This is a genomic window from Paenibacillus hebaui, assembly GCF_051934385.1.
Taxonomy (GTDB): Bacteria; Bacillota; Bacilli; order Paenibacillales; family Paenibacillaceae; genus Paenibacillus.
On sequence record NZ_CP196836.1, the window covers coordinates 4183017 to 4209285 of the forward strand.

Annotated in this window: 7 protein-coding genes; 3 read left to right on the plus strand and 4 right to left on the minus strand. The window is 42.7% G+C overall.

The genetic code is table 11. The features are described 5' to 3' along the window. Window positions 1–34 precede the first annotated feature (34 nt). The 3 genes from ACR32F_RS18485 (at window position 35) to ACR32F_RS18495 (ending at window position 3401) form a co-directional block, all read left to right on the plus strand. On the plus strand, window positions 35–1273 hold the full coding sequence (locus ACR32F_RS18485) for an aspartate aminotransferase family protein (protein WP_440109482.1): 1239 nt from the start codon (window positions 35–37) through the stop codon (window positions 1271–1273). 269 nt (window positions 1274–1542) lie between these two features. Then, on the plus strand, window positions 1543–2592 hold the full coding sequence (locus tag ACR32F_RS18490; protein ID WP_440109484.1) for a zinc-dependent alcohol dehydrogenase: 1050 nt from the start codon (window positions 1543–1545) through the stop codon (window positions 2590–2592). A 71-nt stretch (window positions 2593–2663) separates the two neighbouring features. After that, window positions 2664–3401, plus strand: coding sequence for an HAD family hydrolase (locus ACR32F_RS18495; protein WP_440109486.1), 738 nt, complete (start codon window positions 2664–2666; stop codon window positions 3399–3401). A 131-nt stretch (window positions 3402–3532) separates the two neighbouring features. Here the strand turns inward: ACR32F_RS18495 and ACR32F_RS18500 are convergent, their stop codons facing one another. From ACR32F_RS18500 to ACR32F_RS18515, 4 genes are all read right to left on the minus strand, one after another. Beyond that, the gene (locus ACR32F_RS18500) at window positions 3533–3715 is read right to left on the minus strand and encodes a YjfB family protein (protein ID WP_440109488.1); all 183 of its coding nucleotides are present in this window, start codon (window positions 3713–3715) and stop codon (window positions 3533–3535) included. A gap of 105 nt (window positions 3716–3820) precedes the next feature. Then, entirely contained in the window at window positions 3821–4348 is a 528-nt protein-coding gene (locus ACR32F_RS18505) for a hypothetical protein (RefSeq protein WP_440109490.1), read from the minus strand. Between the two features lie 157 nt (window positions 4349–4505). After that, entirely contained in the window at window positions 4506–14327 is a 9822-nt protein-coding gene (locus ACR32F_RS18510; protein WP_440109491.1) for an amino acid adenylation domain-containing protein, read from the minus strand. Window positions 14328–14363: 36 nt separating this feature from the next. Further along, window positions 14364–26237: an amino acid adenylation domain-containing protein gene (locus ACR32F_RS18515; protein ID WP_440109492.1), complete on the minus strand. Its 11874-nt coding sequence runs from the start codon at window positions 26235–26237 to the stop codon at window positions 14364–14366. Between the last annotated feature and the right edge of the window lie 32 nt (window positions 26238–26269).

A 26269-nucleotide genomic window follows, 5' to 3' on the forward strand; every position in this document is an offset into this window, starting at 1 on the left:
CGAGCTAGTACACCATTATATTGGAGGAAATCGTATGCAAACTTTAACCAACAACCGCTTCATAGCCGGAAAAGGGATTAAGTTGATTGACGATTCAGGTGTTGAATACCTGGATGGCGTGTCGGGCACGTTCAATCTGTCACTGGGCTATAATCACCCACATGTAGTCAGCAAAATTCAGGAACAAGTCGGCAATCTGACGCATATGTCTTCCTCCTTCACCGAACCGTACGTAAATGAAGTGCTTGATCACTTAATCGAATATGCTCCAAACGACATTAATGCCGGATGGATGCGGGATATTACTGGTTCTACTGCAAACGAATGTGCGACCAAAATTGCACAGAAGTATACCGAGTCGACAGACATCATCAGCCTGTATCTGTCCCATCATGGACAGACCCAATTTGCCACCGGGATTTCGGGGAATGCCTTCCGTCGGAAACGGTTCCCCAATTCGGCTGTGGCTAACTCTGTTCATGTACCTGCCCCATACTGTTATCGCTGCCCTTTCAAATCTTTAAACGGTGACTGCGGCTATCAATGCGTTGAAGCAATATCTGATGCCATAGAATATGCGAGCTCCGGCTCAGTCGCCTGCATGATTATCGAACCTATTCTCGGGAATGGCGGCAATATCATCCCTCCTGCCGGATATTTCAAACGACTGCGAAAACTGTGTGATGAGTACAACATCCTTCTCATTGCTGACGAAGTACAGACCGGCATCGGTCGTACCGGAACCATGTTCGCCAGCGAACTGTTTGATATCCAGCCTGACATGATTACCCTTGCGAAAGGTCTTGGCGGAATCGGCGTACCTGTTGCTGCCGTATTAATGCAATCCCGGCTGAACGTGTTGGATAAGCATGAACATTCCTTCACCTCTGGAAGCAATCTGATCTCCGTTACCGCTGCCAAATCCACCCTGGAGGTGGTATCCGAACCCGGATTTCTGGATGCCGTGAAACGCAAAGGTGAAATTCTGGGTGAATTGCTGCAAGAATTGGCTGTGAAATACCCAAGTATCGGTGAAGCTCGCGGCGTTGGGTTAATGTGGGGTTTGGAGATTGTAGGTGACGGTAATGAACCGGATACGCTAAAAACCAATGCCATTATTGACCGCGCTTTTACAGATGAGCATCTGATCTTGAGAAGTTCAAGATATGGCTTTGGCAACGTTGTTAAGGTCCGGCCTTCCCTTACCACAACTGAAGACGAACTGGTTGAGATTGTAGAGCGGCTGGATTCAGTGCTTGCCAGCGTTCATTAAAACATTTCAATGCAACTGTTCGAAGTGATTGTTCCGGTTACGAATCGTTCTTATGATCGCTGTTATCCACGGATTTTTCCCTTTCCCAAGGGAAAAATCCGTGGATAGCGTATGCTTCCGAAGCAGCTTTCTTTCAGAAAGCTTTGAGGCGAACGCTTCGCTTCTCCAGATTCGATTTCGTCCCCTTCACTACTTTCGTATCTTGTCAGAAACTGTTTTAAGATGAATCGCTATATTTATATTTTATATAATTACAAGGAGGTTATATCATGCTTGCATTAGTATACAAATCGGCTTGGGATGTCGCATTAGAGGAACGGCCTGTTCCGGAGATCACAAGAGATAATCAGGTGTTGGTTCGTATTCGAGCAACCGGAGTATGCGGTACCGACCTTGGTATTGTCAGTGGGAAATATCATGCGGTTCCTTCCGTCATTCTCGGTCATGAGTCTGCCGGGGAAGTCATTGATGTTGGCTCTGCGGTAACGACATTGCAACCGGGCGACCGTGTTGTGATCGATCCTACCTACTACTGCGGACAATGCGACATGTGCAGAACAGGCAGACAAAATCATTGCTCACATAAGTCTGTTACCGAGACAGGTGTGAGTGCTGACGGAACATTTACGGATTATTATGTGACCGAGGATCGCTTTTTGTACAAATTGAAGGACCATGTGAGCTATGAGGAAGCAACTTTGACAGAACCGCTCAGCTGTATGCTGACGGGGATTAATCAGATTCATCTGCTGCCGAATTTCAGAACGATCATCCTCGGCGCAGGCCCGATTGGCATTCTGTACAGCTACGCACTCGCTTCCAAAGGTGTTACCGGCTGTCTGGTTGACATCTCCGAAGAACGCTTAGCCATTGCAGGTTCCATAGCCCCAGATCGTTGGGAGGTTCATTCATCCTTTGAACATGCAATTGAGTCGCTGGCACCTGCAACCCATCAGGTCGATATGATCGTGGATACGACAGGTGTTGTGGGCACACAAGTGCTTTCCCAGCTCGCCAGCGGAGGTTACCTGATGCTGGTTGGTCTGAGAGATGGAAACACATCCTTCAATCCCAAGGAAGTCGTGGACCGCAGTCTGAAAATTATTGGTTCCATCGATTCTCTGGGGACATTTGCTACCGCACATTATATGATTGAACAACAGATTATTCCGGCAAAAAAAATCATCACCCACTCCTTCCCGTTAGAGGATTACGAAGAGGCATTCCGCACACTCGGCTGCGATATTCAGGGACGTACACTTCAAGCCTCTTCACATGCCATTAAAGTTGTACTGCAATCCAGCGGTTCCAGTTTTTAAAGCGGAAAGTTAATCATGAATGGATTAGATTAGAGATATATGTTTACAGAATCCTGGAGGAGGAATACAACATGGCAGCAAACAAAGAGTCTGACGGACTGGGAGCGTCCAATGATGACATCATTCAAGCGGTCATTTTTGACATGGATGGCGTACTGATTGACAGCGAACCGATTTATTTCGAGATTGAGCGCAGCTCTTTTGCCTATTTTGGCGCAGTGGTGACTGATGAAGAACATCATACCTATGTTGGAGTTACGCTGGAATCCATGTGGCAGCAAGTATTGGACAAACATCAGCTGACAGCTACGCTGGAAGAAATATTCGCTTATCATCAGCATAATGTGATGCAAACGATGCTCGCTCATCCCAATTTGACGGCAATGCCTTCCGTGGAACGCTGGTTAAGCTGGCTGCATGAGCAACACATTCCAATAGCCGTTGCTTCTTCCTCTCCACGTGCACTGATTGATTTGATCATGGACAAAACCGGACTTGGGCAATACTTTGAGGTGCGAATGACAGGTGAGGAAGTTGCGAACGGCAAGCCGGCACCAGATATTTTCCTGACCACAGCTGAAATGATTGGTGCATCTCCTTCGAATTGTCTGGTGATCGAGGACTCGCGCAATGGTGTTCAGGCCGCCAAAAGTGCAGGCATGCGCTGCATCGGATATCGCAATCCGGGATCAGGCAACCAGGACTTGTCCAAAGCCGATCTTCGGATTTCCAGTTACGATGAGTTATGGACATTGAAGGATACACTGCCCTTTGAAGGCAGATTGCCAAGCTTGTCGAAGTTCCGCTGAGAAGATGGTAAGGTTCGAAATGAACATTTAGAAAAAAACAACCCAAACGGCTTCAATTCAATCGAATTGGAGCTGTTTGGGTTTTGCTTGCTGCAATGGGTCTTACATGAGGACACATGCTGTAATTTCAACTAAACCGAAAGATCGAGGCTTCCACCCAGATTGGGATGAGGAGCCGGAACTGACTTTAACATTTCCGTTAATTGCTGTCCTTGTTGCTCCGCCATGTCTTTCGACATAGACATCACCTGCAAGCTCGCCGTTTGTGCTACGGAAACCTGGCTCATCGCCATTGATAATGCTGCAATATCCATGCTCTCTACTCCTTTCGCTGTCTTGTCATTTGGGCGTACTTATTATATATCGGTTAGAAGGGAGGAATTGTTAAAAGGGTGGTCAGAGTTTATACGGGCATCCATTCAATCATACCCTCCCTCAGCTTCGGGCAGTTCCTTGTAGGCTTCTTTCGTTTCAACGATCTGTTGAATGAACTTCCGCAATTTCAATAGCTGATCTGCCTCGTTTGTGACATCACAATGTTGATCCGACCACATAAGAGACTGTATTTCTCCATCTACAGTTATTTTCCAGCTCTCTTCATTATAAGGTTCTCTTGAACAGTTTGAGTTTAAACCAGTTAATGCAACATCTTGCATCCCCATCACGTTCATCTCATACATCTTTTTATAGATACTACGCATCTCTTCGGTAGTCAAGATGATGTCTGCCGTGGCCGTTCCTTTAATAATGAGATCCTTAACAACCTGATCCTCATAAGTGTTTATTTCATTTTTGGTCACCTCACCATATCCAAAACGAACCATGAAATTAAAATCCCCAGGCATTTCTTGGGGCATAGAATAGGCGATAGGAGGTTGATTGGTTTTCCAACTGCAACCGCAGGTGATACACAATATTGTGATGATTATTAAATATAATCGTTTCATCTCAACACTCCTTGCATATTTTCTCCATACCTCCTAGACGGGGACAGCCTCATTTTGTTGCTCAGTCCGGGGGAATTATCAAAAACAACTGAACAGAAAAACAACCCAAACAGCTTGCTTCATTGGAATCGAAGCTGTTTGGGTTTGTTTGAGTGCATTAATAACTGTCCGACGTAATCAATGCAAGTTCATTTATTTTAAGTTCCGGGTTACCTACCACTTGTTGAATCATGGAAATAAAATGTTTTTGAATCTGTTCAACGATGGATAGGTCATACACATTGGCATTGTACATCAATATGATCTTCATGTTCTCATGAGGCTTGACGATCAAAGTAAAATCAAAACTATTGTGTTCTGTACCCCCAACATTCATAATCTCAAGCGGTATTTCGCCTTTTTCACCCAAACTCTCCATTCGATGATCTACCGGGAAGTTCTGATATACAACAACATGGTTAATCAGAGATTGTTTTTGCTTGGTCAGATTTTGAATATCATATAACGAATACGTATCATATGCATGTGACTCCACAGCTTGTGCCTGATTCCTTTTCATTAAGGATGTAAATGATTCTTCACCCTTAGCGTGGATACGAACAGGAATTGCATTAATAAATAATCCAATCATGCTTTCGATTCCAGGAATGACAGGTGGTCTGCCCGATACAACACTGCCAAATACAACATCATGGCTTTCATTGTATTGCTGCAACAATACACCCCAGGCAGTCTGCACTAACGTATGGAGAGTTACATGCTGCTGTTCCGCGATCTGTTTCATTTGCTGAACCAGTGCTTCATCCAAATAGCAGTTTAGCGTTCTGGAATCCTGTCTTTCATGTTTCGGTTTGATTTTTTCTCCAGGCAATTTCGTTTGCCCTTCATAACCTTCCAGGTAATGACTCCAATAGGTTATTGCACCTTCATGATCTTGCTGTTCCAACCATTCAATGAATTGACTATACGGTGTTAATAGAGTCACTTCAGGCTTTCTATTCTCCCGAATCGCAAAGTAATTCTCAAATATCTCTTTGCTTACCAGAGACATACACCAGCCGTCCATCAAAATATGGTGAAAACTCCATATGACACGGTATCCCTCATTCTTTGTTCGTAAAACAGACATGCGTATTAGTGAATCTCGTTGTAAGTCAAATCCTCTTGCCTTGTCCTGCTCAATATACTCGTCAACATACGTTTTACGTTGCAGTTCACTTGTGCCCGCTACATCTTCATAGTTAAATTCAAATGTCTTCTCTTGATACACAATTTGAAGAGGGATGTCCACGAAATCACTGTAAAAATTAGTTCTTAATATCGCATGCCTTTGCATTAATTGATCCAAGCTTTGCGCAAAAGAGTTAACATCAAAATCTCCACGCATGTCAAACATGATTTGTACAAAGTAAGCGCCCGAAATTGGATTCCGTTCACTTTCGTAAAGCATTTCCTTCTGTAATGGTGTAAGTGGGTACACATTTTCGATTCGACCGATGTGCCCAGTTTGTTCCACGATTTGATCCAATTGATCAATGGATAATGACTTGCATGAAATATCACTTGGTGTAAGTTCGGTTTGTTCTTTCGTTACACAATGTTCAACGACTCTATTAAGACTTTCCTTATAGAGACAAGCCAGTTGCTCCATCGTTTCCTGGCGATATTGTTTTTGACTATAGTTAATGGACAGCGACAACCGACCCTCTGTAACGATGCCATTGATATTAAGCACAAATGGTCTCTTGTTGTTTTCGCTTACGGATGGTCCGCTGGAATAATGCGAGAATTTAATGCCATCTTGGCCTGAATCCTGATTCACCTGTCCCATATAATTGAAACTAATTTCGGGGTTTTTCTCTAACTTGAATCCTTCATGTCCGTGTGACAAATACCTTGAAATCCCGTAACCAATGCCCTTGTTTGGGATCTGGCGCAGCCCTTCCTTGATGGACTTAATTCTCATTGATATGTCAGCCCCGGATTCCATCGTAACCATGACGGGGTACATGCTGGTAAACCATCCCACTGTACGCGTAATATCCAGCTCCGGAAGGATGTCTTCTCTACCGTGCCCTTCCAGATTTACGAGGATTTTTTCCATGCCTGTCCAATCATGAACAGCCATTCCCAAAGCCGTTAGCAATATATCATTAATTTCCGTATTGTACGCATGATGTGTCTGTTTTAATAATTGCTCGGTTGCCGCTGATGTCCAATGAATGGTGATCGTTTCACTATCTTTGCCAATCGTCTCATCCCAATCCATATCTTTAGGCAAAAGGCTTAGCTCAGCCTGCTCCACACGACTCCAGTATTGATTCTCTTGCTTTATCGCCGCGCTGTCTGCAAACGTAGACAATTGTTCTGCCCATTGTTTAAACGAGGTCGTTTTTTGGGGAAGCCGAATTTCTTGACCTCTTAAGAACTGGTCTTGCCCTGTCTGAATATCTTCATATAAAATACGCCATGAAACCCCGTCTACCAACAAATGATGGATAGCAATAAGCAGGTGATCCCCTTCAGCACATTGGAACAACCCGAGTTTGATCAAAGGCCCGTGAGACAGATCCATACCGCTCTGTATTTCTTTCGCTTTATTTTCAATGAACGGTGCAGGATCTGCTTCTGTTTTGAGGTCAACGATTTCAAGGCTGTATAATCCATCTTCGTCTGCCCCTTGGTTCCACGCCTCATACCCGCCTTCAGGCGCTTGACGATAACGGATGCGGAGAGCATCATGCTGTTTAACGATTTTGTTCATGATGCTGTGAATAAAGCGGACATCAAACCCTTTTTCACGAAAGAACATCATTTCCTGATTGTAATGATGTGCGTCCGCCATATTTTGATCAAAGAACCAGCGCTGAACAGGTGTCAGCATCACTTGTCCCGTAACTTCCCCTTGGTCAGAAATAGTGCTCACGGATGTAACGTGTTCACTCAACTCTGCTACTGTCGGATAGGTGAAGAAATGCTTCATTTCCACTTTATACCCTGCTTGAAGCAGTCGTGAGGAAACTTGAATACATTTTATCGAATCGCCCCCGAGTTCAAAGAAATTATCTGATATGCTAACCTTTTGAACGCCAAGCACAGCTTCCCAGGCAGAGACGATCGCTTGTTCTACAGCGTTTTGCGGTGCCATATACTCGGTACCTTTTTGCATACGTTCTTGTGGAGATGGCAATGCCTTTCGGTCAATCTTTCCATTGGATGTTAACGGCATATGCTCTAATTGAACAAAATATGACGGGATCATATAATCCGGAATTTCATGAGATAATGCCATTCTGATATTCTTCGCTGTCAGTGAGCTGTCGCCTTTCCAATATGCACACAACTGCTTCGAACCATCCTCATTCTCACGGGCAATAACAACCGCTTCCTGAATGGAGTCTATTTTCAAAAGCGCGGTTTCCACTTCGCCAAGCTCAATTCGGTAACCACGGATTTTCACTTGATGATCGATCCGTCCCAGATATTCAATATTCCCATCCGTCAGCCATCTCGCAGCATCTCCTGTTCGGTACATTTTCCCTTCTGTAATCCAGGGATGCTCTACAAATTTCTCTGCTGTTAAATCAGGCCGGTTCAGATATCCTCTGGCAAGTCCCTCACCTGCTACATATAATTCTCCCTGAACACCGATCGGTTGAATTCGTTGATGTTGATCCAAAATATAGGTCTGCAACGTCGGGATTGGTTTTCCAATATTGCTCTTTCCAGCATGTATTTCGATGTCGGTTATTTCCTTATAAGTCACATGAACCGTTGTTTCGGTTATCCCATACATATTAATTAACTGGATAAATGGATATTTCAGCTTCCAGTCCTTCAATAACACGGGATTGAGGGCTTCTCCTCCAAAAATCACTTTTCTTAATTTCAGATCTGCTGCATGACCTGCCAGTTCTTCCTGAAGAAGATGATAGAAGTACGTCGGTGTTTGATTCAATATCGTCACTTGCCCGTCTTTTAACAATTGTAAGAATTGCTCCGGACTTTTTGCCGTCATTTGAGGTACGATAACCAGTTTTCCGCCATAGAGCAATGCCCCGTACATTTCCCATACCGAAAAATCAAAACAAAAGGAATGAAACAGTGTCCATGTATCGGATGCATTAAAATCAAACAAATTTTTACTGTTAAACAACAACCGAACCACATTTTTATGTTCGATACAGGTACCTTTTGGTTTCCCTGTCGTTCCTGAGGTATAAATTACATATGCTAGGCCTGTTGGGGCAACAGTAATTCCCAAGTTGGAATGATCTTCATGATAGGACTCAGGTTGATCCAGGCAAACGACCTCTCCTGCAAAAGAGATGCGTTTTTGCAAATGACTTTGCAGCAATAATACATGTACGCCCGAATCCTCAAGCATGTAGTTTACACGATCCTCTGGATATTCGGGATCAATCGGTACGTATGCGCCACCCGCTTTCAAAATCGCAAGGATTCCTATAACCATGTCTAGCGAACGATCAGCGATGATCCCGGTTAACTGATCATTTTGAATGCCTTTGACCTTCAGCGTTCTTGCCAATTGATTGGCTTTCTCGTTCAGCCCTTGATAGGTCAAGTGTTGATCCTCAAATACAACCGCAACATGTTCAGGAGTTCTAGCCGCTTGTTCCTCAAACAGTCCATGAATCGTCTTGTCCTTTGGATATTCAGCCATAGAATCATTAAACTGTTCCAAAATTTGTGTTTTTTCCTGTGTTGTGGTCAAGTCAATGTCATGGATAGGGATATGCGGATTGTTGACCACTTGCTCCAACATCTGAATCAAGTGACCTTGAATCCGTTCTACGCTTGCCCGGTCATAGACGTTAGCATTGTAATAGAACATGCATTTCATAGATTGGCCTGGTTTGATAATCAGGTTAAAGTCATAATTCGTTTGTTCATCTGCTTCTACATTCGTAATCCGAAGAGCTGTCTCCCCCTGATCCCCAAACTGTTCCATAATGCCTTGTACAGGATAATTCTCGAATATCAGGATATGATCAATCAAATTTTGCTTTTGCGATGTTTCCGCTTGAATCTCGTATAACGGATAGGTGTCATGTGGATGCGAAGCGACAGCTTGTTCCTGATTCCGCTTCATGACCGCTGCAAATGTCTCGTTACCTTGAGTCTGAATACGTACGGGAACGGTATTGATGAATAAGCCAATGATTCGCTCAACTCCGACAATCGCCGCTGGTCTGCCCGACACCACGCTTCCGAATACGACATCCTCACTGCCGTTATATATCTGTAGCAACATTCCCCATGCGGTCTGCATTAACGTATTCAGCGTCACCTGATTCTGACTGGCAACTTGTGCAATTTGTCCGGTTAATTCCTGACTAAGTGTACAAATCATATGCTCTGAATGATATTCATCACTCTTCGTTATTGAATGTTCTTTTGGCAAAGTGGTCTGCTCATCATAACCTTGCAGATAGTCACTCCAGTATTTCAGGGATTCTTCATGATCTTGGTTGTCCAGCCATTCAATATAGTGTTTGTATGGAATCGTACCCTTTTCCTCTAGTTTTCGTTGCTCCTGAATAGCAAAGTATCCATCAAACAGCTCCTGGATGACAAGAGATAGGCACCAGCCATCCATCAAAATATGATGATAATTCCAAATAAAACGATAGGTTTGATCATGAGTTTGCAAGATCGAGATACGCATTAACACATCCTGAGACAGGTCGAAACCTTTTATTTTATCTGCTCTCGTATAGTCTGCCACGTATGCTTCACGATCATCTTCATTCATCTCACGCAAATCTTCGTAGATAAGCCCATTCCGTTTATGACGGTATACCACTTGCAGGGGTCCATTCTTCCATTTGCTGTGGAAATTCGTTCTGAGAATCGAATTTCGTTGCATCAACTGATCCAAACTCTTCGTAAAAGCGTCCACGTCTAACGAACCATGAAGATCCAGCGTCGTTTGAAGGAAATACGCTTCAGATTTTGAATGAAGCAAATGATGGAAGAACATCCCATTTTGCATCGGTGACAAAGCATAAATATCTTCGATTTCACCAATGTGTTCCGATTCATGAACAAATCCTTCTAATTCTTCAATGGTAATTCCTTTTAACGTTAGATCACTTGGTGTTAATTCCGGCTTCTCTTTTGTCACACAATGCATCACTATTTCTTGCAGATGATCTCTAAAATATTTCGCCACTCGCTCCATCGTTTCTTTTCGATATTGTGTGCGACTATACCGAAGTGACAACGTCAATTTGCCTTCCACAATTAAGGCATTCATATCAATAAGAACATTTCTTCTGTGATTGTCGCTTGCTGTTGCTCCGCCTGGGTAGGGAGAGATCTGCATCCCACTATTCTGAAGATCCTGATCAAATTGTCCCAAATAGTTAAAACTAATTTCAGGATTCAAGGTAAATGGAGTTTCTTGCTGATGTGCACTTAAATATCTTAAAATACCATAACCAATCCCTTTTTTAGGGATTTGACGAATCATTTCTTTGTTTGTCTTGATGAGAAGAGACATATTTGAACTTGCTTCCATATCAAGTACAACCGGATACTGGCTCGTAAACCATCCGATCGTTCGTGTAATATCTAGATCCGGTATAATAGATTCTCTTCCATGTCCCTCCAGATTGACCAGCACTTTATCCATGCCCGTCCATTGGTGAATAGACATGCCTAATGCATGGAGCAGCAAATCGTTAATCTCCGTTTTATAAGCACGATTCGCATGTTTCAATAACTGCTCCGTTTCCGCTGCTGTCCATTCCATCGTGATTTCTTCGCTGTCTTTTTCCAGTGCATGATCCGCATGGAAATCTGTAGGTAACGGCTTATAGGATGCCTGTTCAATTTCATTCCAGTATGCAAGCTCTTGTGTTGTCGCATCACTGTCCGCATACAACTTGAGCTGTTCTGCCCATAATTGAAATGAAGCCGTTTTTTGCGGTAATTGAATCGGTTCTCCATGACATAATTGTTCATAACCCCTTGATAGGTCTTCGATCAAAATTCGCCATGAAACCCCGTCGATGACCAAATGATGAATAACGATTAATAGATGATCACCGTCTGCACATTGAAACACGCCCAGCTTCATCAAGGGTCCACGTTCCAAGGTAAACGCACTTTGAATTTCATTTGCTTTCTTCTCGATCTGTTGAGACGGATCTGCTAATGACTTGAAGTCCACCACTTCAAGTGTATATAAGGGTTCCTTTTCCTGCCCTTCATTCCACGCTTCATAACCCTGTTCCGTAAGGCGATATACCATACGAAGTGCATCATGATGCTCACTCAGTTTATCGAATACGCGGCGAAGTGTGGCTTCGTGAAAACCTTCTTTCCGATACAACATCACGGACTGATTATAATGATGGGCGTCCACCTTGTATTGCTCAAAAAACCAATGCTGGATTGGAGTCAGCATCACTTTTCCAGTGATGATTCCCTGTTCTGACATGGTACTTATGGGTTGAACATAGGGAACCAAGCTTGCAATGGTTGGGTGTTTAAACAGATGATCCATCTGTACCTGGTAACCTGCTTGATATAATCTTGAAGAGACTTGAATGGACTTAATCGAATCTCCACCTAGCTCGAAGAAATTATCCAAAATCCCGATGTTCTCTACGCCAAGCACCTCTTCCCAGATGGATGCGAGTTGTTGTTCCACTATCGTTCGGGGTGCTTCGTACTCCATTCCCTTTAACATATGTTCTTTGGGAGCAGGTAGCGCTTTGCGATCGATTTTCCCATTGGACGTGAGCGGCATCTGATCCAGTTGTACAAAATAGGACGGAATCATGTAATTTGGCAGCTGCTGGGACAGCTCCTCCCGCAGTTCCCCGATCGTGATTGCATCTTCTCCTACCAGGTATGCACATAATTGCTTTGTTCCCGCTTCATCTTCTCTGGCCAGAACGATGACCTCTTGTATGTTGGACATGTTCAAAAGGGCTGTCTCTACTTCGCCAAGTTCAATCCGGTATCCACGAATTTTCTCTTGATGATCCACCCTTCCCATATATTCAATGTTCCCATCGGGCAACCATCTTGCGAAGTCACCCGTCTTGTACATTTTCGCTCCCGAAACAAATGGATCATCTACGAATTTCTCCGCCGTCAGATCTGGACGGTTCAAGTAACCTCTGGATAGCCCTGCTCCGGCTACACATAATTCTCCTTGAACTCCAATAGGCTGCAATTCATTCCATTCCCCTAAAATGTAGACTCTATTGTTCGCAATAGGCTTCCCGATTGAGATATTTTGATCTGCGGAGTTGATTGACAGAACCGTGGACACAACACTATTTTCGGTTGGACCGTATTCATTACACACTTCGATGAGTGGATTGATGCGCTGCAATTTGTGTATTAAGGCAGGAACAATCTTCTCTCCCGCAGCCACCACATTTTTCATGGATGCCCAATCATCCGCGTTCACTTGTTCCAATAGAGTCATCAAGAAACTGGGTGGACTTTGGATGTGCGTGATTTGCTGTTTGTTTATCATCGTATTGATGGCTACAGCATCTTTACACTGTTGCTGGTTTAACAAATACACTGTCGATCCAGATATCATCGGACCAAAGAAGTGGGTAATAAACGAATCAAAAACGAAGGGATTCAGCATTAATACCCGATCATCTCCGGTAAAATGATAAAAATCCGATTTCCATTGCAGGGAATTCGCAATGCTGGCATGTTCAATCATCACGCCTTTGGGATTGCCTGTTGTTCCAGACGTGTAGATCATGTATGCCAGGTCACTTGCACTCGCTCCATGCTCCACATTCAAATTATGATTATTGTGAATTAGTTCAGCATCCAGAATGACACATGTCCCTGCAAAATGTTCAGGTTTCTGTATATGACTTTGATGCAGCAACCAATCCACTTTTGAATCCTCAAGGATATAGTGAATACGATCTGCCGGATATTCCGGATCGATTGGAACATAAGCGCCCCCGGCCTTGAGAATACCGAATAAACCTACGATCATCTCAAGTGAGCGTTCTGCCATAATCCCAACGAACTGACCCGGCTGCACCCCTTTAGACCGAAGTGTCCAGGCCAATTGATTGGATTGATGATTTAACTCTCTGTACGTTAGTTGTTTATTCTCAAATACCACTGCTGGATGGTCCGGTGTTCGTTCCACCTGTTCTTCAAATAATTGATGCATCGTCTTGTTCTTTGGATACTCCACCCTTGTATCGTTAAAGTCGAATAACAGCTTGTTTCGATGAAACTCTGATAGCATATCGACCTTACTTAACTCCAGATCAGGTTGGTTCAAAACAACGGATAACAGTTGGTCAAGATGTTCTACAACTTGAATCATATAATCTTGATCATAACGTTCTTCATCATAAATTAGTTTTAAATGAACGAAGTCGTTCTCCAGATCAAAGTGAAAAATAGTCGCTGCTTTTACGTTGTTTTCATCAAGGGTAGGATGAATTTCATTCAACGAAACCAAGGTATGAATCAGAGGTACATGGTTCGAATCATATTGAACATTTAAATGCTCAACCATTTTTCTAAAAGGTATTCGTTGATGCTGAATGGCTTCGGTTAAACTGGTCTTCACTTGATTAAATAAGGATTTGAATGTCATCGCATGATTGATATTATTTTTTAAGATAAGAACCTTATTCGAGAGCGACAGATCATTGTTCTTTTCTTCCATCGTCGGTATGCCAATAATCATCTTGGTTTCATTTGTGTATTTATATAACAGACACTGAACTCCGGTTAATAATATCGTATAAATTGCCATCGGAGCGTTTCGCGACATGGACTTGATTTTATGTGAAATATCGGCTGACAAAGGCTTATATATATAATTCTGGCGCTGCGTATCGTCTGAGTGCTTGGAAGTTGTCTTGCAATAAGGCAAATGAACAAGAACATCATCATCTTCAAATCGGCTTGCCCAATACGATTCCTGTTTCTTAAAAATAGACATACGGCACCCCGATCACATTTATATTTTTAGGTTAGTTTAGAAGAAATCCACTTCAATTAAATCTGTCAGCGTATCCTCATTCATTAATTCTTCAACCAATTGAATCTTGTTGATTTCGATATGAGGTTCATGGCAAATCGTCGTTAATATGAGCAATAAATTTTGTGACATCGCCTCAATCGTTGTTTTCTCAAATAATATCGTACTGTATTCAAAGGCCACTTCTAACTTGTGATGCAGTTCGGTGATATACAGCGTTAAATCGAATTTGGATACTCTAGTATTTGGAGCATAAGGCATACATGTTACTCCATCCATCTGAATCTCTGAGGCATCTGTATTTTGCAATACAAACATGGTGTCAAACAACGGATTCCGCCGAGCATCTTTGGTTACATTCACTTTCTCGATCAATTCCTCAAACGGATAATCCTGATTCTCATAAGCGTTCAACATATTTTCTTTCACTTCCAGCAGATACTCCGTGAATGTTTTATCCGCCGCAGGATAATTTCGAATAGCCAGTGTATTCACGAACATCCCCATAACCGGCTCCAGCTCAGCATGCGTCCTTCCTGCAATCGGCGTTCCCACGATGATATCTTCTTGCCCGCTGTATTTAGACAACAAAATGGTATAGGCGGCTAATAGAATCATGTATAGCGTTGTTCCTGTCAGAGCTTCCATTTTTCTTAAGCCCGGAAGGATGTCTTCCTCCAAAACAATGTCCAATACATCTCCCTCATAGCTTAGGGTTTCGGGTCTTTCATAGTCTGTTGGCAGATCCAATAGCGGGATACTTTCACCAAACACAGTAAGCCAATACTTCTCCTGCTTTTTCATCCGCTCACTATGAAGTTGCATTTGCTGCCATTCAGCATAGTCCTTGTATTGAATTTGAAGAGGAGACAGCTCCTCTCCCTTATAGAACTGACTAAGTTCGGTCATCAGAATTTGCACGGATAGCCCGTCTGCAATGATATGGTGCAGATCTACCAGCAATACATGACGCTCCTGCTGAAGTTCAATCAGCCTTACTCTCATAAGAGGTGCTTGTCCGAGATCAAATGATCGAACAAACTGTTCAATTTGGTCTTCGATCTCTTCTTCCGTTGACTTGATCAATTCAATCCCAAAATTCACTTCAGAATATACGATTTGTTTGGGTTCCCCGTGTACGACTTTAAATGCGGTCCGAAGCGATTCATGACGATGAATCAATTGTTGGAATGCTTCTTCCAATCTGATCCGATCAAGCGCTCCTTCCAGCCTAAACATACCTGACATGTTGTACATGAGTTCCTTGCCGGCTTTGATACTCATGATGTACATTCTCATTTGTGCTGAAGAAATAGGATAATATTCTTTTTCCTCCACTTGGGGAATGGACACTAATACATCCTGCTCCATTTGTTCAATACATTGAGCCATCTGTTCAATGGTCTGCCACTCAAAGACGTTTCTTACCGAAATATGGATATTCAGTTTTTGATTGATTTTGGATGCCAGCTTGGTCGCACGTAAAGAGTTGCCACCTACATCAAAAAAATGATCTTTTACACTGATTTTTTTCACGGCAAGCACGTCTTGCCAAATAGACAGTAGCTGTTTTTCCACCCCAGTTCGGGGTTCTATATATTCACTTCCCGTTTGTATGTTTTCTTCTGGACTCGGAAGTGATTTGCGATTGATTTTCCCGTTTGATGTCAGAGGCATGTGATCCAATTGTATAAAGTAGGCTGGAACCATGTAATTTGGCAATACCTTAGAGAGGCTTTGTTTTAACTCTCCCACGGTCAGCGTGGAATCCGCTGTAAAGTATGCACATAACGATTTGTCCCCATGATCATCCTCATGTGCAATGACGATGACTTCTTTCACACACTCTATATTTACCAGTGCTGCTTCGACTTCCCCTACTTCGATCCGATATCCGCGAATTTTAATTTGGTGATCCATTCTTCCCAAATACTCGATATTGCCAGCCGGAAGCCATTTCACCAAATCTCCCGTTTTGTACATTTTCGCCCCCTGGACAAACGGATCACGCACAAATTTCTCCGCTGTTAGCTCAGGTAAATTCAAGTACCCTCTACCTACCCCATCGCCAGAAATACATAATTCTCCCGCGACGCCCACAGGCTGGACTTTTTCATGTTTGTTTAATACATACAGCCGGTTATTTCCTAACGTTCGTCCAATCGGTAGGTAAGCTTGTCTATTTGCTGTATTCAGTTGCTCTGGAGTTACACTGTACGTCGCAACATCCACACAACATTCGGTCGGACCGTATACATTGATCATGGCTGGCGGCGTGATATGATTGCGAGAAAATAATGATGTGAGTTCAGCTACACTGTGCGGAGAAAGAGCCTCACCGCCAATGAGCATATATTTCAACGATATTCCTTGAACGTTGTTTGCCTTCGAAAGTAATTTCAGGTGCGCAGGTGTACCGTCTGTCAAATCAATTTGGTGTTGCTGATAATAATTCATTAAATCTTGTCCATCCAATACCGTTTCCTTGTCTACAATAAACAAGGCGTGACCTGATAGCAGTGCGCCAAAAATCTGCTTAACAGATGCATCGAAATAGTATGGCGCAAGTAAAGCGACTTGCAAACTTTTATGCTGATCATCCATAACCTGGCTATACAACGCTTTTACCAAGTGATGAATCTGACGGTGTTCGATCATCACGCCTTTTGGCATACCAGTTGTACCCGAAGTATAGATCACATAAGCCAACTGCCCGGAATCCCCGGCCGGATCCAGATTCGACAGATTAGCTGCATAGGTTTTTTCATCGTTCAAATCCATGATTTGGCCATTGAACGATACCACCTGCTTTAGATGGGTTTGCGTGACTAACAGCGTTGCTCCCGAATCATGCAAGATGTACCGGATACGCTCTCCAGGAGAATCCGGATCAATCGGTACATACGCCCCGCCTGCTTTTAAAATGCCAAAGATGCCAACGATCATTTCAATCGAACGATCTGTCATGATGCCTACAAATTGATCCTGATTCACTCCCTGAGCTCTAAGCGTATGTGCCAACTGATTCGCCCGTTCATTCAATTGACGATACGTCAATCGCTGATCTCCAAAGCTAACGGCAACTTGATCGGGTGCCCGTTCCACCTGCGCTTCAAATAATTCCTGGATGGTCCGATCGGAATATTCTATGTTAGTATCATTAAAGTCATATAAAAGAATGTTCTGCTCATGTTCAGACAGCATTTGAATATCGGACAAGGCAGCATCCGGTTCGATCACAATGTCTCTGAGGATGTTGAACAGATGGGTTTTCATCCTGTCGATGGTATCCCGTTCAAATAGTTCTGTCTTGTAATTAAAGTGCATTTCCAGGCACTCGTTATCATCCTCAACAATGAACATCAGATCATACAACGATACACCGATATTTAATTCTCTGACTTTAAAGCTGCAATCCTTTTCTCGCCTTTGGTTCAGCGCAGTATTCAAAAAGATATACATGGTATTGAAAAGTGCTGTCCCGGTTGACTCACGATGTGTGTTTAATTTCTCTACAAGGTTGTCAAAAAGGTAGTCCTGGTTATCCAATGCATCCAGGGATTGTTTTTTAATTTCTTCGAGATAGGATCGAAACGACTTATTCCCGGCTGGCTGTGATCGAATTGCTACCGTCTGAATAAAGACACCTATCATATTCTCGACATCCGGATGGTTTCTTCCTGATGTCGGCGTACCTACAATCATGTCTTCTTGAGCCGTATATTGATGAAGCAGCACATTGTACGCTGCCAATAACACCATAAACATCGTGGTTCCCGTTTGTTTCGCAAGCCTCTCCAGCGACTGCTTCAAATGTTGATCCAACACAAATGACAGTCTTGACCCTGCCGAAGTCAAATGGGGTGTCCGAACAAAATCAGTAGGCAGATTAAGGTTCGGAATCTCCCCTTTAAATTGATCCAGCCAATATTTTTCTTGCTGCTTATACGACTCCCCCGCCAGAAATTCTTTCTGCCAAGCTGCAAAGTCTTTGTATTCAACCTCAATCTCCGGCATGCTTCTTCCGTCATACGCATCGATCAGTTCATTCGCAAGAATGCCAACAGAATATCCGTCCGATATAATATGATGCATCTCGATGAGAATCTCTGCATGATCATCGTTTACAAGAATGAACTCGGCACGTATTAATGGCGCCTTGGAACAATCAAATGGTTTTGCAAACGCCTTAACATGTTGTTCGAATGAATCAGGGCTTTCCTGAGATCGTTTCACTTCAAAATCAATCGTTGGGGCAATACGCTGGTAAAGCTCTCCATCAATCAGATGGAAACTGGTGCGAAAAGCTTCGTGACGGTGCACGATTTGTTCTAATGACGAAATTAATTTAGCTTCATCGATTTTTCCTGTAACCGTAATATGACCGCACATGTTCTGAAACACACTATTCGGCTCAAATTGATCCAGAAAGTAGATTCGCTGTTGTGCAGATGACGTCTCATAGAATTCCTTCACGTCCAATGCCTTGATCGGAATGAATGCTTCCTCGTTCTCGCCTGTAATTAGACTGGCAAGCTCTTTCAGACGTTGGTTTTTGAAAAATTGAACGATTGAAATTTTGTGTTGAAACTGCTCATGTACCTTGGAGAGCATTACTGTCGCCTTGAGCGAGTTTCCTCCGAGATCAAAAAAGTGATCATTTCTCCCCATTTGATCCAGGGATAATACGTCCTCCCAGATCAAAGCCAGCTTTTTCTCTACATCATTGACTGGAGGCTCGAACATGGCTGCATAATTAACGTGAGGAAGTCGCTCCGTAACAAACCGATTGTACATTTCCTGTAATTGGTCCTGTTGCTCGGATGAGAACAACGTCAAAGACGAAATTTCAGCCTCTGGATGACTCACCATATTTTGCAGCAAACCCTTAAATCCTTCGGACCACAATTTCATCATCTCAGGTCCAATAAGATCGGTATTGTAATCAAAATCCAGGTACAATTCATGGCTAACATCCGTAATATTAAGAAATAAATCGTAAGGAATATGTTTGATGGGATACGACATGAATTCAGTCTTTATATTTTCAAATTGAAGATGATGAATCGTTCTGTCCATATTGAATAAAATCCGGGTATCCGGTGCAGTCATATGAGCAAGCTGTTCGGATACGAGGGTCAATGGAACATGCTGATGCTTCATGACAAGAGCCAGCGCTTCCTTGAGCTGAGTAATATGGTCTACTACGGACTGCTCCGTCAACACGGCATGATGAACAGGTACAATGTTGACACAGTTGCCAATCAGCGCATTTTTTCGCATATGAGACTGCCCCGCCGTAGGCACGCCGATGACAAGTTGAGACTGCCCTGTTAGTTGATGCAAATATAAATGAAACGCTGCAAACATGGTTACAAACAAACTGCTCTTATTATTAATACTTAACGTTCGCAATGATTCTGTTAATCGATGATCCAGCTTCATGGAATATCTTTCACCTGAATAACCCTTTTGCACATCATCGGACTGCACCGTTGGAAGTGTAACGTTGGGATAGGATAAGGAGAATTGCTCTTTCCAGAACTGGACCCCTTGGGTAAATGACCCTTTTTCATGTTCAAGTCGTTGCCAGCTTAAATACTGACGGAATGGAGTGGCTTCAGGTAATTGAACCGGAACCCCTCGGACAAGAGCAGAATAGGTATGTTCCAACTCTTGAATGAATACAGCAATCGACCAGCCATCTACAACAATATGATGAAATGTCAGCACCATAAGGTATTGATTCGCTGCCTGTTTCAGCAAGGTGATTCTAAATAGCGGTTCCCCAGACTGTAAATCGAAGGCTTCACTCGCATCGGCAGATAACCAATTGGAAATTTCCTGTTCCTGATCCTCACCGGCATACGATGAGAAATCCAAGCAAGTGCACTGAAATTCCATTACGGATCTGATTTGTTGTGTTTCACGATCGGCATGAATGACTGTTCTCAGGGCTTCATGACGCTGTGCGATCTGATTCACGGCCTGATCCAGTGTGGAAGGTTTTATGTCGCCTGTCATTTTTAAAATAACACTCTGATTTAATGCAGCATTTGCATCTTCGCCATGTAACGAAGTTAATAATAATTGTTTTTGCTCTAAAGAGAGCGGATATTCCGAAACAGGCGAGTCGCCAGGGATAAATCCCCACTCACGGAGTTCATGGATCGTCTCTTTCACAATTTTGATAATCGTATCCATGTCATCCATGGAATGCACAGTCGATATAAAACAGTTGCGGCCTTCCCAAATATATAAACCTTTATAAATTAAATGGTAGAAGAATAACTCCATATCCCCAAATGAAATAAATCTAAATAAAGATCCATAGTTTACCATTTGCATAGGTACATTCGATGTTTTGAAAAACGCATTTAATTCTTTTACAAGATAATCTGTTTTTTCATTTAATTCCTTATATAAAGTCCCTGCTTCGGATTGTAGATACTGTAATACCGTTAACGTTACTCTCATCGTAAGAGGGTGTGTACAGAAGGTTCCACCGACAAACGTTTTCTTATCTGCGTCGGAAGGGTAAGAATCATCACCAAAGTTCCAGGTTCCACCATCTACCGCATTCATAAATTCAGCTTTACCCGCGACTATGCCAATAGGCAAACCTCCACCGACGACTTTTCCATAGGTAACCAAATCTGCTTGAACGCCAAACCAATCCTGCGCTCCAGCCAAACCAATTCTAAATCCAGTGATGACCTCATCGAAAATAAGTGAAATCCCGAATTGTTTCGTAATCTTTCTGAGTTCGCGTAAAAACTGCGTTGGTTGCACATCAGGTCTTCGACTTTGCACCGGCTCTACAAGCACAGCAGCCAATTCATCACCCAGGCTCTGAATCATTTCCAATGATTGCGGATGGTTATAATTAAGAATAATCAAATCATCCATAGCGCTTTGTACAATACCAGGAGCCATAGGCAGCGCAGACGATAAAGCATCCCCTGGATTCGCTACACCCAACACTCCGTCATGTGTACCGTGGTAAGATCCTGAAAATAATACAACTTTGGAACGCCCTGTTGCTGCCCTCGCTAAACGAAGCGCAACCATGACAGCCTCTGTTCCTGAATTATAAAATGCGACACGCTCTACACCCGTCAGCTCGGAAATTTTTGCTGCGACATCTCCTGCCAAGTCTGACATCGGACCCAATGGGGGCATTTGTTCTTGAAGGCTGTCTACCATTACATGTTGAATAAAAGCTGGATTATGGCCAAATAGATTCACACCAAATCCCATCGTCAGATCCAAATACTCGTTGCCATCCATATCCCATATCTTAGATCCCTCTGCACGAGTTGAAATGATGGGATACACCATTTCCTTCCAATACGAACGAAATCCAGATACATTGCGATTATTCGCATGAACCAAACGAGTTTGGCCTGTTTTTAACTTCGAGCCTTTGGTTCTTGCGGTATACTTTGTTATAAATTGTTCAATATACTGGTTCTGAAGCGGTGAGAATCCACTCTCTTCATGAATTTTCAACGATTGATACGGTATAAAGGGTTTAGCTTCCTTCGATTCCGAAATAGGTTGGATCTTTTTGGTTTCATTATGTTTCATTTCCAAAAGCGGGGATTGAACAGCATTCATCTGGTCGCCTAACAGCATATTCAAACTTTTTAATTGGGATTCCATGAGCTGAATGGCAGACATCACAATTTGCTCCGAAACATTACCTGATGATTTTGCCATGTTTGTATTGTTCACAGATGCCAGATTTCGTTGTTCGGTATGCTCCTGATCCGTTTGATTGTTTATATTTTCAAATACATCATTATGCTTACTATTCTCTGACACATATTTAACTAAGGAATTAATATTTGTAAGGGTTTCAAAGAACATTTCCATCGGGATATCCAAACGGAACAGCTCTGATATCTCCTTCTGAATTTGCACAAGAATGATGGAATCCAACCCCATTTGGAGAAAATGAGCATGATGATCCAACTCTTCCAACTTCAACCCTGAGGCACGACTGATGCTTGTTTTAATCTTTAATTCAATATCGTTTGTATTCATCTCCATTTGAACCTCATTCCTCTCTGACCTATGTCCCGCTGGTATCGGATGTTTAACTTCAATCCAACACCGCTTCTGTTCAAATGGGTATAAAGGCAATGGAATTTTCCGAATGACTTCGTGATTATAAAACCTCTCCCAATCAATCACTGCCCCAAGTGTAAATAACTGACCGAGTTCATTTAAAGATTCTGCCTTCCTCCGAGCATACAGATGTTCGGTAACAAGCGTCTTGTCTTTTTTGGCATAACCAAAATAAACATTTGGCAGCTTGCCCTCTCCGCTTGCAATGTGTTGCAATTTTTCATGTAATTCTTGTGTACTCGTGATTACGATGGCAAGTCGATAATCCAGATTAGCCCTTCCCGTACTGGCTGTATAACAGATTTGTTGAATGGAAACATCCGTGTGATCGGTTATATATTGATGATACGTTCTGACCAGTTCATCCAGCGCCCGTTCCGTAGCAGCAGATAGAACAAATAGATTAGGCTCTTGGGACATCCTTCTATCTACTGTTTTGGAAGGAACATATTCTTCGAGAACCACATGCGCATTGGTACCACTGAAACCAAAAGAACTAACCCCGCATCGTAATGGACCCTCTTCTTCACCAAAAGCCATTAATTCCTGATTCACATAAAAAGGTGAAGCTTCAAACTTAAGCATGGGATTAGGCTTGTCAAAGTGAACCAATGGTGGAATCTTTCTATGTTGAAACATAAGAATAGATTTAATTAATCCAGCAATACCCGCCGCTTCAAAGCTATGTCCAATATTTGCTTTGGCAGATCCAATCGCACAAAATTGTTTCCGATCCGTATATTTCTCAAAAGCTTTACGCAAAGCATTGAACTCAACAGGATCACCTAATTTTGTCCCGGTTCCATGTGCTTCAATAAAGTTAAGCGTATCAGGAGAAATGCCAGCTTCTTTCCATGCCTGTTCGATCACATTTGTCTGTGACTCCGGGTTAGGTGCTGTGATTCCTACCGTCTTACCATCCTGATTAATCGCACTTCCCTTAATCACACCATAGATATGATCCCCATCCTTAATCGCTTGCTGCATTGGCTTCAACATTACCGCTCCAACACCTTCGCCAAATCCCGTGCCGTTGGCATCTTCGCTAAACGTTCTTGTCAATGCATCTGGAGATTCCATATCCAATCCGATACTTATCGGTAATAATGCCGTTCGAATGCCGCCTGCGATTGCCATTTCACAATCTCCAGCAAGCAATCCTTTACATGCCATGTGAACAGCAACAAGTGAGGATGAACAGGCGGTATCAATCGTTAAGGCTGGGCCTTTTAAATTCAAGAAATATGCAATTCTGCTCGCCAGTACAGATGGTAAATTTCCAATGATATAATTTTTGAGTTCTGCGGGGTAACTCGCCGTCACGAGCCGTTCGTAGTCATATCCAACTTTGGAATACCCCACGTACACGCCCACATTTCTTCCATTGATTCCTTCCCCTGCGTACCCAGCGTCTTCAATCGAATGCCATGCCGTTTGCAAGAACATTCTTTGATTCGGGTCCATAAATTGTGCGGTTTTTGGGGTTATTCCAAAGAAAGAATAGTCGAATTGATCAATTTGATCTAAGTAACCACCCTTGATCCATTGAATTTCGCTCATTTCACTTCGCATGGATTGCATATAATCCGCTGCGTCTTTTCCCCTACTTTCAGGATAGTCCCGAATGTTATGCACTCCATTTTCCAAAACACGCCAAAAATCGCTTGCATTCGATGCACCAGGGAGATTCAAAGACATACCGATAATAGCAATATCTTTGGAGGGAGTATGATCCTCCAGCGTTTTGTTGACTTGCTTGGTCTCACTGTAGCCTCTAACCAGATATGCTGCCAATTCAGTTATCGAGGGATAAGTAAAGAGGTCCGTAACAGCGAGCTCTTCTCCATATTTTTGTTCTATACGTTCAGCGATTTGGGCCAGCTGCAATGAAGTTGCACCCATATCAAAATAACTATCCTCAAGTTCAACCTTTTTCCCAACCAGCACTTCAGAAAATAGTGAAATCAATTCACGTTCTATGACTCGAACCGAAACAGCAGCCTTTTCTTTTGCCTTGTCATTATCATTCTTATTCCAGTCATGGATGAAAGCAGACTCTCTTGAGAATTTGCCTGCTTCATACTGCTTGGCTAACTGATATCGCTGGATTTTCCCACTTGTTGTTTTTGGTAATTTTTTGATGGGCAGTACCTCTTTGATACTCCATCCTCCATGTTTATATAGGTGTTTCTTGATTTCTTTAGCAAGGGGCAGAAAGTGTTCGATCTTTTTTTTGTAAACGACAAACACAATAATTTCTTCACTTTGACTATTCGAATCAAACACACCACAAGCAGCAACTCTTCCGAGTTCAATATCATCTAATTGTATGGCGACACGTTCAATGTCATGGGGATATACATTTTTACCATTGATAAAAATAATGTCTTTTTCCCGCCCTGTTACAACCAGTTTTCCGTTCATGATGAAACCCAGATCTCCTGTATTCACCCATCCGTCGTGCGTTAATAACTTCTCCGTTGCTAGTGAATTATTATAATAACCTTGGGTGACGTTATCCCCCTTGATTTGAATTTTTCCAATAACCAAATCGGGAACACTGTTCATTTCCTCATCGCAAATTCTAAAATGGCAATAATCAACTGCCTCGCCAACGGCAACAAACGATGCCACATGTTCAGCATGCTTCTCGACTTCGATGACACGCTCCCCTAAGTTCAGATGATCCCGGTGAACGTATACCGCAGTAAATTCTTCTTCTACCTTAGGAAAGGAAACGGCAACAGAGGCCTCTGCTAACCCATATACGGTAAACATAGCTGTTTTCTTTAAGTGATATGCTGACAATACATTTAGGAACTCATAGCACACTTCGGGTAATATAGGTTCCGCACCATTATAGATGACTCTGACAGATGACAGATCCCATCCCTCCGCTTTGTCTTCGCGAAAGAAATTCAAGAAATACTTATAACCGAAGTTAGGAGAGGACAGTACGGTTGCTTTGTGTTCATTTACTTTTTTCATCCATAGAATCGGTTTTCGAATAAATACTTCCGTTGGGATCAAGTATTGATGAATACCTGCCACGAGGGGTACGAGATGAAATCCAATCAAACCCATATCATGGGTAAGTGGCATCCAGGAGAGAAAACTATCGTTTGAGCTGATTTTAGTACCATTAATAGCAGCACAAGCATTATAAATGAGGTTTCGATGGGTCAGCATAACGCCCTTGGGGTCGCCGGTTGATCCGGAAGAAAATTGAATAAATGCCAAGTCATCTGGCTTAGGCTCATCATATTTTACAGATTTATAATCATATACGTGGTCTTGTATCATTTCCGTTCTAGACTCTAGTTGATGATGAAAATCCAGTAATTCATGTTCTAAAGCGAACTTTCTCAGTTTATCCAGTACCTTTTCAGATGCAATCATGAAGGGGTTATTCAGCAATTCCCATATACGGCATACCTTCAAGTTTTGTTCTTCATCTTCACCAATACTTACAGGTACGGGGATCATTCCACCTAGTAGACAAGCCCAGAATGCGACTAAAAAGCGTTTGTTCTCTTGGATCTGAAAAATAATCTCTTGCTTTGGTTTCATGCCGATGTCTTGTAGGTGACCCAAATAGCCTTGTGCTTCAATGAATAATTGATGGTATGGTATAAAAGTTTCACGTTTGTCCGCGTCGATAAAACGAATACCACGGTCCATTATTTTACTTCTGTCGTGGATTACATCCACTAATGTTCGAAACTGATTAGTATACATATCTCTCCTCCAAATGGATCATCTCTATCACG